Genomic DNA, 11,803 nt, shown 5'->3' with positions numbered 1-11,803 from the left:
AAGAAAGATAAACAAAATAATCAGTTATAAATTAAGATAAATTAATGAGTAATGCTTTTGATTGTGATGCTCAGGTGTTCCATTTTAATGACTCCAAAATCTCCCGGACAGAGAAGTCAGCTCCGCATACAAATTCATCGGCAGCGCCGTAATAAATAGTCAGATGATCTCCGTGAACTATATGGCCATTGGTAAAAACAACAAAACCAAAAAAACCGCTTAGTTCATAGCTTTCTGTTGGCACCATAATTGGCTCAATACTTCTGGCCAGAACAATTGACGGATCTTCCAGATCCATTAAAAATGCACCCAGACAATATTGGTGTTCTGCGGTAGCACCGTGATAGATTTCCAGCCAGCCTTGCTCAGTTTTAATTGGTGATGCACCACCGCCAACCCTTGCACTGTCCCACATTCCAGCACGGGTTTTCAAAATACATTGATGATTTCCCCAATGCAGCCCATCAGGGGATTCTGCAAGCCAGATATAATTACCGCCAATATCTTTACTGCTTGGTCTGTGTAATGCGTAAAACATACCGCCAATTTTTTCCTCAAAAATAGCGACATCTTTATTGTGGGGAGGCAAAATCATTCCCTTACGTTCAAAGTGCTGCCAGTCTGTAGTAGTTTGCAACCCTACCCCAACCCCATTTTCAGAAACTGCGGTGTAGGTAAGATGATAAAGTCCTTCTACGAGTGAAACCCTGCAATCTTCGATACCATAACGTTCAAGTTTGCCTTTACCAAACAGACCAGGATAGTTTACATCTTCTGAAAAGTTTATTCCATCCAGACTGCTCAGCAAACGCAAGTGTGATACCGTAGTCAGGTAGTCTAATCCTTTGTAATTAAATATCCTGGCATCTGTTGCAATCAGATCCGGGTCATTTAGTGGTACCTCCATGATCTCTAAATGTCCCTCTTCGTTGAGAACAGGAATGAAGGCCCAGCCTTCAACTTGTTTTATACTTTCTGCTACCCTGACCAGCAGCCAGGTTTTTCCACCAAAAATAAACACGCCGGGGTTGAGTAAACAGATCACCTGAAGCCCCTGGGCACTAGGTGTAATATCTTTAGGCATTAGTAGTGGATTTTCGGGAAAACGTTTCGCAAGATCCTTCATTGTAATTTATTATTTTTTCGTGAACTCAAAATCAATCCTGAAAGGATGAATATGCCGCCAACTACCTGAATAAGACTAACCTGCTCGTGTAAAAACAATACTGCGATTAATACCCCAATCAGGATATCCAGATTAAGAAAATTCCCTACCATTGCAGCTGGCAACTGTTCCAGTGCTTTATTATACATTAAGTAGCACAAAGCAGAGGAAATGGCACCCAGATAAATCAAGGCAAACCATCCTTTAAGCCCAATCTGAACTGGCTGCGTTAATTGACTAAACTCATATATTGAAAGTGGCAGCAATAATACAGTACCTATACAACCACTCCAAAAAGTAATGATAATCGGCTTCAAATGATTCAATTTACGGGAAATCAAAGTATAAATTGTCCAGCAGAGTACGGCAACAATCATGAGCAGATTACCTGTTAAACTGCTTTTTTCGCCCTTATCTTCCGCAGCAATTAAACCAACCAGAATTACACCGATAAAAGACAAACAGATTCCTGTAAGCTGTAGCCTGGATAAGTGCTCTTTGAGAAAAATAACTCCAGATAAAGCAATACAAATTGGAATAAAGCCCTGGATTAATGCCCCGCTGGACGCAGAAGTATACATCAGAGAATAATTAAAAAAAACGTAGTAACCTGAAATACCTGTTATTCCCATGAGGAAAAGCCACCAATAATCAGCCTTCTTAAATTGCTGGGCAGCCATAGCTTTACGGTCTGAGAGATAAACCGGTAAAAGGCATAACAAAGCGATCATAAAACGAACAAAAGCAAAGCAACCTGGCGGCAGCACATGAACAACAGATTTGGTTACTGCATAAGTACTCCCCCATACCAGCATGATAAAAATCAGCCATAGCATGGCAGAGGTTTGTTTATTTTTCATTCGAAGTGCTACAAATTGATTGAGTAAGGTGACAAATAATTAACATGCCTTAAGATAGGATTGTTTAAATAATTTGAAAACATCAATTAAAACAAAGCTTCGGCATGGGTGTTAAATGTTCATCAAAATTAAACATAACTTATGAGGAAAGGATTATCTCCCTGGGCATTAAGCGCAAGTGCTGAATTATCGGAAATTAAAACAGTACTTTATACTCAAACAGCAGGTAGTTTTGAATTTAAGGTTTATCAAGGGAAAGACTCCATCTGGATTACGACTCAAATGCCTGATGGCGGTCTTGTCGCTTTTCGGGCAGCATTTAGCCCTGAAGGTTTTTTTGCAGTAAAAAAAGTAACAGAAGATAACCAGGGTATCGGATTTAAGCTCGATAGTTATAGTGGAACACATCAGGTAACCATCTTTATAGATGAGCAATCAGCAGTTCCTGTATTACGGTATACGACAAAGCTGACACCAGCAAAGGATCTTTTTATTCCATTCTGGCCAAGAGATATATTCTTTACCGGTAAAAAGGGCAATCCTGAAAATACAGCGGGAAAGATACACGTAAGTCAGGAAGGTACCCGGACAGGATTAATTTATCTGACCGAAACCAGACCCAGTTCCGCAGCTATTCTTTATTTGCAAAATTTAACCGCCCTTGCCGATTATTGCCAGCAAACGCTAACCTCTTGTGCAAATGTTGTTGGTGGCAGCTGGCCAGAACTGGGCTTTGCATTACCTGCGGCAACAGAACAACCTTTAAAGGCAGGAAAAGAGGTGACTATCTCAGATGCGTTTATAGCTTTCGATGAACAGGTTTCTGGTGAGGAATTTCAAATGACCAAACAATTTCCCGATCTGCTGGCCAGAATTTATCTGCTGCTTCCAAGACCAGAAACCAATTATCAGGATTGGCCTGAAATTCTGGACAAGGGTTTAAAAGACCTGATAGAAAGCCCGGGATGCTGGAGCCAGGTAGCGGGACATAAATATTTCAATGCTTATGTGAGTGATTACAGTACTCCACCAGAAATCATGGTGCAGCTTGCAGTATTGCTTCCATTACTGGATTATGTGGAATGGAGTAAAACGGAACTTGACGTCATGCAAACTATTAAAGATGGCTTACCTGCGTTTTATAACGAGAAGATAGGTTCGATTATGCGCTGGTTACCTTCTGCAGAAGAAAAGCTTGAAGGAGAAGAAGAACAGAAGCAGCCGGGTGTGATGGATTCATGGTATTTGCACCATCCTTTGCTTAATTTGTCCAGGCTTGCTTTGAAAGGCGATCGGATTGCGGAGAAACTTTTTCTGGATTCGCTTGAATTTGCAATCAAGGTAGCGCATCATTTCAACTATCAATGGCCGGTTTTTTACAAAATGGATACGCTGGAGGTACTTAAAGCAGAGACCGCTGAAGGTAAAGGAGGAGAAAAAGACGTAGCCGGGATCTATGCCCATGTGATGCTTCAGGCCTGGGAGTTGACCAAAGAACAACGCTTTTTAAATGAAGCGGAAAAGGCAGCAAAAACATTGCAGCGTTATGGGTTCGAAGTGTTTTATCAGGCCAATAATACGGCGTTTGCTGCTGGCGCATTATTGCGTCTTTACAAGATCACTGAGAATGAGCTTTACCTGAACCTTAGTTATATGTGCTTGGCAGGGATATTCCGCAATACACAAATTTGGGATTGCAATTATGGTTATGGCAGAAACTTTCCGAAATTCTTTGCACTGTTTCCGCTTAATGATGCACCATATACTGCAGTTTATGAGGAACAGGAAGTGTTTTGTGCGTTACATGATTATCTGAAACATGCGGAGGGTGTTGAAATCCTTCCGTCGCTAAAGTTATTAATCGCAGAATATATCCGCTACCTGGTAGACCGGGCAGCATATTATTATCCTGATATGCTGCCTGAAGAAATGCTGGAGGTAAAACCAAAGATCGGGGAAGTTGCCCCTAAGCTTTGGATTGCGCTGGAAGACCTGCAAGATGGCTGGCAAAAGTCTGGTACGGTTGGTCAGGAGGTTTATGGTGCAGGAAATGCCTTTGGTATTTTACCAAGACATTATCTTCGGGTACCAGATGAATCTTTTATGATCTATGTAGATTATCCAACTACAGGTTTCAAAGCTATTAAAGGGAAAAATATACATTTTTCTACCCTTGGAGATGAACGGCTGAATTGCAGAATGATGATCATTAAGGACGATGCTACCAGATTACCGGATTTCACAGTCACTATTAGTGGGGAAACAAAGCCTTTAAAAGGGAAGGTAACTCCAAAGGGGCATCTTGAATACCCCCTATCTGGAAATCAGCAAATCAATATAAGTTGGAAACCTGGAAAATAATTAATCCTGAATGGTTAATTCTTCCTCAAACAATTCAAAAAACAGGTTTTGTAATTTATGAATATGTTGCATTGTTTTAAAATCTCCTGTTTCGTCATTTGCGGGTACTTGTTTGTAACAATCGAAATATTCATCTTCTGCAACGTGATATAAAAAAAAGTTGAATTCCGGATGCTGATAATAACCCTGGCCATTATTTTTAAAGCCAAAATGATTAACCAGCCAGTTTTCAGTAATCGGGACAGGAAGGATTTCTTCTGTGTCAATATGAGTATTAATGCCTTTGTTATGAATAGATTCTACTTTTACCGGATCATTTCCAGCTAAAGTTTTAACGTAATTTCCGATTCTTAATTCGCTTGTTTTCATGGGGTAAAGCTAAGGTTTTTGATTAAAACACATATTAAACAGCAGCAAAAGTATTTGAAAAAATAGTCTTGTGTTTTATGGTTTTCCGTAAAAAAATCAAACTAGTGCTTTATATTTTTGAAGAATAAATCAACCTGTAATTCTAAAAAATATGGCCTGGAGTTTTCACAAACGCTTAAAAATCATTCCTGTAATACATTTAAACTTAAGCAAAAGTGGTATATCGACTTCAATTGGTACTAAAGGAGCAAATATACCTCACTCCTATACAACACCTTTTGCCTCCACCAGCAATATTTTTAGTGCAGATATCCATAAAATAACCAGTCAGGACAGGCAAGGTATAAAAGAAGTAATCGTTCTGGCTCATCAGCAAAAAAAAGAATTAGCGCATGATCTGTTAAGCATACAGACAACTTTAGGAACTTCAAAATTGAAGCGTATGCTCAGCTTTATATTTCTTTATGGGCTGTTTATTAAGCGTATCCCTGAGAACCTGGCGGCAGATATTGAGCTGCAAAAAGAAGCAATTCATCAGACCAAGACAGTAATTGAAAATTGTTACGTAAAACTTGATATTGATTTTGACTCAGAAATGAAAGAAAAGCATGACAAGCTGGTTAACGCATTTAAGAAATTAGCAACCAGTCATAAAATCTGGGATATTACAAGCGCACATTTTCAAGACCGTGTAGTCGCGCGTTCTTCAGCAAGTACCATCGTCAATAAACAGGAGGTCAAATGCTCGTTCAGGTCAGTTCCCGGCCTGAGATCAAATATTGAAGCGCTTTATTTCGAAAATGCAAATGGAGCAGACTTGTATTGCTATCCGGGTTTTATAATCATACATCATAACCCGGCAGATTTTGAAATTATCGGCATTGACGAAATCAACTTACAACAGCGCGCTGTACGCTTCACAGAGACAGCTACTGTTCCTGCCGACTCAAAAATAATTGATAAAACATGGGCCAGAGTTAATAAAAATGGTACACCAGATAAACGATTCAATGACAATTATCAAATTCCAATAATCAGGTACGGTGAAATCACATTATCAACTCACACCGGGTTAAATGAGGAATATGAATTTAGCAACTATGAGTTTACTGAAGAATTCAGCAACGTATTTAAGGAATATCAAATAGCAATTAAACGATCTGTAATGACTTTTTCATCATGATATCTGTTTGTTCATCTGTGCCCATTTTGAAGATGTGTTTGTCAAAAGCGATAAAGCCATTCTTTTCGTAAAACCTGATTGCACGCGGATTTTGCTCCCATACACCCAACCAGATATAGGCTTTCTGTTGAAACTTTGCTATTTCCAATGCTTTGTCATAAAGCAGCTGACCTACTTTTTTACCATGAAAAATCTTTTTGACATAAATACGTTCAATCTCCAGTCCTGTATTGTCCTGTAATTCAGTCTGTGCCTGACCGATGTTTAATTTCAGGTATCCTATAGGATTTTCATCTTCCCATGCAATAAAAAAGAGCGAATCTGAATTTGCCAGTTCTGAACTTATTTGCTGATCACTGAAACTTTCTTCCAGATAATTTTTCATGTCCTGTTCAGTGTTGTTTGTTGAAAAAGTTTCCAGAAAAGTTTGCCTGCCGATGAGCTGTACAGTTTCTTTATTTTCAATTGTAGCTTTACTTATGGTGATAGTCTTCATTTTATTCGGTTAAACAGTACAAACTTAATGGTATATTGGCTTACCTTGATAGTCCAATTAAAAGATAATGAATAGTCCATTTTTACGACAGATTTTTGAAAGTATTACGCTGGATTCTTTATTGCCAAGATCGGTATACCTGCAACTGGCCGATGCCATACTTTTATCTATTAAAAACGGTCAGCTTCAGTCTGGCCAGAAACTGCTGAGTACCAGAGATCTTTCTGATTTACTAAATATCAATCGTATCACAGTTTCCAAAGCTTATGCCGAATTGCAAATGCAGGGATGGCTGGAAAGCACAACAGGCAGTGGTACTTTTGTTTCCAAACATATTGCTGATCATATACCGGCTGCTCTGGGCAGCGAATTGGTTCATGCACCACAAAAGATAGCTGGCTTTACTGTACCTTCCATCAGTTATCCAGAGCGTTCCGGAGATGCTATTGTCACGGAGCTGCATTTAGATGATGGTTATCCTGACCCCAGATTTTCACCATTAAAAGAATTTTACCGGGCTTACCGGAATCAGCTTGAAAGAAGTGGGTTGTATCATAAATTTGGTAGCTATGGAAATCCTGCAGGCCCGTCTGCTTACAGGCAAGCTTTATCCGATTATCTCAATGAAACAAGAGGACTGAAAACAACCGCTGACAATATACTTTCAGTAAGAGGTACCTTGATGGGAATTAACCTGGTTTGTAATGCTTTGATCAGCCCTGGCGATGTAGTTGTTTCTGAAATTCCCGGATGGAAAAGAGCTGAACATAATTTTCTGCACGCAGGTGCTAAACATATCGGCGTTCCTGTAGACGAACATGGCCTGATCGTAGATGAACTTCGTAAGGTTTGTCGGCAACAAAAAATAAGAATGGTATATGTGACACCCCATCACCAATATCCTACAACAGTATCTTTAAGAATTGACCGGCGATTGGAACTGCTCAGGCTGGCTAATGAATATGGTTTTATCATTTTTGAAGATGACTATGATTTTGATTTCCATTTTAAACACCGTCCGCTGTTACCACTGGCCAGTGCAGATGAAAACGGAATGGTCATTTATTGCGGATCTTTCAGTAAAAGTTTTTCTCCGGCTTTTCGAATGGGGTACCTGGTCGCAGCAAAAAACGTCATCGAACAGCTGGCGGGAGTCCGGATATTGTTAGATAGACAAGGTGACCATGTGCTGGACAATGCAATGGCTGATTTATTGAATGACGGCACGATACAACGTTATTTAAGGAAAACATTAACTATATATCAGGAAAAGAGAGATTTTTTTTGCGGCTTACTGTATAAAGAGTTGAAAGGCGCTGTAAACTTTACCCTACCTGAAGGCGGCATGTCGGTATGGACCATGTTTGACACTTCAATTAACCTGGAAAAACTGGCTAAAAATGCCCATCAGAAAGGTTTATATTTAGCTGATGGGAAGGCACATATTTACCCCGATTTTAATGCAAATGGGATAAGACTTGGTTTTGCTTCTTCTACTAAAGATGAATTGAGCAGCAGTGTTCAAATTCTGAAAGAGCTGATCAGATGATTTTCATTTTCTCTGCCAATGATAGCCGGATGTACAAATAAAATTATCAGTTGTCAGGGATAAAATGAGTGTCTGCACCTTCCTCAAAGATCGCATAAACACGTTTCCAGGGTTCATCATTCAATAATCTCCATTTGTGCCCTGTTCCGGTATGATCAGTAGCTAACAGAATATCCCCTGGATGAAGGATAAAAGTCTCGCCATTTTTCATAGTAAATTCGAGTATACCTGACAGGGTGATCACATACTGTGGTATAGGCGCATTATGCCAGTCAAAGGTAGAATGAGCAGGACTTTCCTTAAAAAGAACGTGGTCGGCTTTAACAAGCGCCCCTTCAGCTATACTACCAATTTTAAAATGAGAATCACCGTCCTCACCAGTATACATTAAATAGGTTTTAATCATGATTTATATTTTTAGCTGGAACATTTAATGGCCATATTGAAGATCCAATGGTATCGGAATACCATTTTTTTTATGCGTAATGCCTGGTGTAAGATAACTTAGCTTCAATTTATAACCTTCCTCTTTATGGAAAGATTCTATACGAAACGGATAAAACCCTTTAGTTAGTGGTACCATATATGTGCACAATTTGCTATTAGAATCAGTTATTCGCATTAATAAGCGATTGCAAAGATATAGGTTTGCTTCTTCACCGTTCTCTAAAATAAATATATAGTATCCTTCTTCTTTACTTTCCAGTTGTCCATCAATAATTACAGCAATATTGTCTTTTTTCTGGATTTTATCCAGCTTAAAATCACCATTTGTAATTCCTGCTTTCACTGGGTTTTTCAAGTTTTTAAAGTCTGGCCAATTCGCCCATTTACCTTCGTAATAAGCATAATTAAAACCACCTGGTTTTACATTTTTCTGTTTTGAAACAGGAGGCAGAATTTTTCCTGCTGCAAAATCTCCTGTTACGGTGTGATTATAACGGGCCCTGGCAGTAAAATTTTCGGTAGTGACCTTTGCCGCAGTATTTAAAGTCAGTTCATGCTGCATTTTATCAGATAAAATTGTAGGTATTGTTCCGTCAAGGGTATAATGCACAGTTGTGGTATCATTAAAAAACCATATTTTAAAAGGTTTATCTTTCAGTATAATACCATTCATAGGACGAAATTGTGCTTTATTATTAAAGCCGGCATAGCAGAATTTTAACCCGTCATAGGTGCTTTTCAGCCTTATTGAATTATGTGTTTCATTGGGGTAAGCTATACTTTTCCAGGTTAATCCCGCAGGGGCATATTTTTTAAGAATAGTATTCATGGTATCAATTTTCATTACTTTACCTTCTTCGCCTTCTCTGCCACTTATAAAAAGTGTGAGCGCTAAACCTGCTAGTCCAGGCAATTTACTGGATGCAATTTTTTGTATATAACATTTGTCCCACCAAAGACTCGGATCAACTGCGATATACGATTTAAAAGTTTGCGGTTCATTTAATAAGGCATAAGTAACAAACAAACCGCCTAATGAGTGTCCCCAAAGTGTATTGTCACCATTTGAAGGATATTTTCTGTTAATATAAGGGATAAGTTCATTTTTGAGAAAACCCAGAAATTTATCTGCCCCGCCTGAGGTTGCCCAACCATCAACACGAGTTGGACTCAGATCTTTATTGCGGTCGATGCCCAAAACACTAACGATAATTGTGGAGGGCATAAAAGAAGTTCCTTCTAAAAAATGTTGGGCGTCTTTGATCAAACCTGTATTCCAGTTACCGCCATCCAGCACATAGAGTACATCATATTTACGATCGCTGCCCGATTTATAATCCTGGGGAAGAAATATCTCTACCATTCTTTTTTCCTTCAGCAGGTTTGAGTTTAAGGAATCAAGTATTCCATAATCAATTTCTCTAATGACAGTATCCTGAGCCTTAGCTATATCTATCAGACACCCAATCATTAAGATCAGCACAAAAAAGAAGCGGAATTTGTTTTTGATTTTCATTGTTATTGAATAGACTGGATATCCGGAGAAATGTTACTCCTGCTAGTGTTTTTTAATTGTCAATCTTGTAGCGTAATTATAATCTTTAGCGTTTAAGGACAATAAACACACCTAATCTTCCATCAATTTCATCCATATGAAGTATCTACTTACCTTATCAGCAGCCCTGTTAATCTGCCTTTCTTCCGGGACTTCTTTTGCTCAAAAGAAGTTTGCCCCTCAAAAGTCAAAAATCAATCGTACTAAACAAGCCACGTATTATTGGGCTGGTGTATTGCAAAAACAAGGAGTGACTGCTTACCAGTATGGCACGCATGTGCTGAAAGGCGAGTCTTTATCTGCTGAGCTGAATGAACCGGAAACTATTTTTGCATTAAAGGCGGGCAAAAAGATAAACCTGAATAAGTTTGTTGGCAAAAAAGTCATTATAACAGGCAAGAAGGTTAATGGTTATCCGTTAGAACTTGGCCCTGAGCTTATTGAGGTTTCAGCAATCGAACTGGATAAGGTTGTGAAGATCAATATGAACTAATTTAGTTCCGGTCAGTACCCTTTTTATTCTCCGCAATCGTTACCGGCATCGATTGCGGATTTTTATTTCTCTGTTTAACTTCTTTCCATTTTTTCAGTGATTATCTTAATAGTTAATCATTTATAAACCTAATATGAAAAACATGAAAACGAGAGTAAACTACCTCACCTCTTCGGCTGTGGCCTTGTGCATTGCCTTTATTTCCTTTGGTTGCCAGAAAAGTAAAGATCCGGGTGCTGGCACAGAAAACTTAGATGCAACAAAGCTGAAAACGGCAACTGAAGCTACTTGTACTGTGCAAGGATGGGCCTCACAAAACGGAGGGACTACAGGTGGCGGGACAGCTACGCCAACAGTAGTCACTAATTATACAGCTTTAAAAGCTGCCATACAAAATGTTAATGTGAAAGTGGTACAAGTTAATGGGACGATTATAATACCAGATGCCGGAAGAATCTCTTTCCAGGACCAGACAGGAAAAACCATCTTTGGTTCTGCCGGAGCAAAACTGGTTTCCAATGATCAAAGCAAAGCTAATTCTGGTATTATTAATGTTAAAAGATGTACAAATATTATCATCAGGAACCTGATCTTCGAAGGCCCTGGCGCTTATGATACTGACGGCTGGGATAATGCAATATTAGACGCAAGTACAAATGTATGGGTTGACCATTGTGAGTTCAGAGACGGCGTTGATGGCAACTTTGATATTAAAAATATCTCTGATTATATTACAGTGTCTAATTGCAAGTTTGGTTATTTAAAACCGCCAAGAGCAGGTGGTTCGGGTGGTTCAGATGATCATCGTTTTTCGGGCCTGATCGGTTCAAGCGATAGTGCTACTGCTGATAGAAACCGGCTTCGTGTTACATTTGTACGTTGCTGGTGGGCTGAAGGCTGTGTAGCAAGAATGCCCCGTGTAAGGTTTGGTAAAGTGCACCTGGTCAATAACTACTTTAGCAGCACAGTAAGCAAGAGCTGTATACAGGCAGGTTTTGAAGCAAATATTCTGGCAGAGGCGAACGTTTTTGAAAACGTTAAGAACCCTGTAGATTTAATGGACAATAAATCTACAGCTGTTCAGCTTAAAAATAACACGTTTACTAATGTAACGGGAAATATTCTGGGCAATGGTAATACTGCATTTACACCTTCTTACAGCATTTCAACGCTGAATTCATCCAGTGTTAAAGCTGCAGTTACTTCATCGGGTGGCGCAGGAGCTACACTGTCTGGTAATAACTGTTCCTGATTTTATACGGGAATACTAAAATAAATAAGGCGGTGTAACCTGGTAAAGGTTACACCGCCTTTGTTGTTAAATA

General features: G+C 39.1%; 11 protein-coding genes. 5 read left to right on the top strand and 6 right to left on the bottom strand.

Features of this window, described 5'->3' with window-relative positions; genetic code table 11:
- Positions 1-70 precede the first annotated feature (70 nt).
- A complete protein-coding gene (locus tag AB3G38_RS04375) occupies positions 71-1,126 on the bottom strand; it encodes a glycoside hydrolase family 130 protein (RefSeq protein WP_367867278.1) in 1,056 nt (351 codons plus the stop codon).
- A complete protein-coding gene (locus AB3G38_RS04370; RefSeq protein WP_367867277.1) occupies positions 1,123-2,025 on the bottom strand; it encodes a DMT family transporter in 903 nt (300 codons plus the stop codon). The genes AB3G38_RS04375 and AB3G38_RS04370 overlap by 4 nt, the downstream gene beginning before the upstream one ends.
- Positions 2,026-2,166: 141 nt before the next feature.
- Between AB3G38_RS04370 and AB3G38_RS04365 the strand changes: the two genes are divergently transcribed.
- Positions 2,167-4,386, top strand: a complete 2,220-nt coding sequence (locus AB3G38_RS04365; protein WP_367867276.1) for a hypothetical protein — start codon at positions 2,167-2,169, stop codon at positions 4,384-4,386.
- Here the strand turns inward: AB3G38_RS04365 and AB3G38_RS04360 are convergent, their stop codons facing one another.
- Positions 4,387-4,755, bottom strand: coding sequence for a hypothetical protein (locus tag AB3G38_RS04360; RefSeq protein ID WP_367867275.1), 369 nt, complete (start codon positions 4,753-4,755; stop codon positions 4,387-4,389).
- A 151-nt stretch (positions 4,756-4,906) separates the two neighbouring features.
- Between AB3G38_RS04360 and AB3G38_RS04355 the strand changes: the two genes are divergently transcribed.
- The gene (locus AB3G38_RS04355) at positions 4,907-5,938 is read left to right on the top strand and encodes a DUF4236 domain-containing protein (protein WP_367867274.1); all 1,032 of its coding nucleotides are present in this window, start codon (positions 4,907-4,909) and stop codon (positions 5,936-5,938) included.
- Here AB3G38_RS04355 and AB3G38_RS04350 read toward each other — a convergent pair.
- Positions 5,907-6,434, bottom strand: coding sequence for a GNAT family N-acetyltransferase (locus AB3G38_RS04350; RefSeq protein WP_367867273.1), 528 nt, complete (start codon positions 6,432-6,434; stop codon positions 5,907-5,909). The genes AB3G38_RS04355 and AB3G38_RS04350 overlap by 32 nt on opposite strands.
- Positions 6,435-6,501: 67 nt before the next feature.
- On the opposite strand from AB3G38_RS04350, the gene AB3G38_RS04345 reads away from it, so the two are divergent.
- Positions 6,502-7,983, top strand: a complete 1,482-nt coding sequence (locus AB3G38_RS04345) for a PLP-dependent aminotransferase family protein (protein WP_367867272.1) — start codon at positions 6,502-6,504, stop codon at positions 7,981-7,983.
- Positions 7,984-8,029: 46 nt separating this feature from the next.
- Here AB3G38_RS04345 and AB3G38_RS04340 read toward each other — a convergent pair whose 3' ends face one another.
- Together AB3G38_RS04340 and AB3G38_RS04335 are read right to left on the bottom strand one after the other, a co-directional pair.
- Positions 8,030-8,389, bottom strand: a complete 360-nt coding sequence (locus AB3G38_RS04340; RefSeq protein ID WP_367867271.1) for a hypothetical protein — start codon at positions 8,387-8,389, stop codon at positions 8,030-8,032.
- Between the two features lie 24 nt (positions 8,390-8,413).
- Entirely contained in the window at positions 8,414-9,946 is a 1,533-nt protein-coding gene (locus AB3G38_RS04335; protein ID WP_367867270.1) for an alpha/beta hydrolase-fold protein, read from the bottom strand.
- Between the two features lie 136 nt (positions 9,947-10,082).
- Between AB3G38_RS04335 and AB3G38_RS04330 the strand changes: the two genes are divergently transcribed.
- Complete coding sequence (locus tag AB3G38_RS04330; RefSeq protein WP_367867269.1) at positions 10,083-10,478, top strand: hypothetical protein; 396 nt, start codon at positions 10,083-10,085, stop codon at positions 10,476-10,478.
- 142 nt (positions 10,479-10,620) lie between these two features.
- Positions 10,621-11,730, top strand: a complete 1,110-nt coding sequence (locus AB3G38_RS04325) for a polysaccharide lyase family 1 protein (protein ID WP_367867268.1) — start codon at positions 10,621-10,623, stop codon at positions 11,728-11,730.
- Positions 11,731-11,803 lie beyond the last annotated feature (73 nt).

It is taken from the genome of Pedobacter sp. WC2423 (genome assembly GCF_040822065.1).
Taxonomy (GTDB): domain Bacteria; phylum Bacteroidota; class Bacteroidia; order Sphingobacteriales; family Sphingobacteriaceae; genus Pedobacter.
This window is presented reverse-complemented; position numbering and strand designations above follow the sequence as displayed.

Excerpts from the sequence above, each read along its gene's own strand:
- AB3G38_RS04375 (WP_367867278.1), bottom strand. The coding sequence starts at position 1,126 with ATGAAGGATCTTGCGAAACGTTTTCCCGAAAATCCACTACTAATGCCT.
- AB3G38_RS04370 (WP_367867277.1), bottom strand. The coding sequence starts at position 2,025 with ATGAAAAATAAACAAACCTCTGCCATGCTATGGCTGATTTTTATCATG.
- AB3G38_RS04365 (WP_367867276.1), top strand. The coding sequence starts at position 2,167 with ATGAGGAAAGGATTATCTCCCTGGGCATTAAGCGCAAGTGCTGAATTA.
- AB3G38_RS04360 (WP_367867275.1), bottom strand. The coding sequence starts at position 4,755 with ATGAAAACAAGCGAATTAAGAATCGGAAATTACGTTAAAACTTTAGCT.
- AB3G38_RS04355 (WP_367867274.1), top strand. The coding sequence starts at position 4,907 with ATGGCCTGGAGTTTTCACAAACGCTTAAAAATCATTCCTGTAATACAT.
- AB3G38_RS04350 (WP_367867273.1), bottom strand. The coding sequence starts at position 6,434 with ATGAAGACTATCACCATAAGTAAAGCTACAATTGAAAATAAAGAAACT.
- AB3G38_RS04345 (WP_367867272.1), top strand. The coding sequence starts at position 6,502 with ATGAATAGTCCATTTTTACGACAGATTTTTGAAAGTATTACGCTGGAT.
- AB3G38_RS04340 (WP_367867271.1), bottom strand. The coding sequence starts at position 8,389 with ATGATTAAAACCTATTTAATGTATACTGGTGAGGACGGTGATTCTCAT.
- AB3G38_RS04335 (WP_367867270.1), bottom strand. The coding sequence starts at position 9,946 with ATGAAAATCAAAAACAAATTCCGCTTCTTTTTTGTGCTGATCTTAATG.
- AB3G38_RS04330 (WP_367867269.1), top strand. The coding sequence starts at position 10,083 with ATGAAGTATCTACTTACCTTATCAGCAGCCCTGTTAATCTGCCTTTCT.
- AB3G38_RS04325 (WP_367867268.1), top strand. The coding sequence starts at position 10,621 with ATGAAAACGAGAGTAAACTACCTCACCTCTTCGGCTGTGGCCTTGTGC.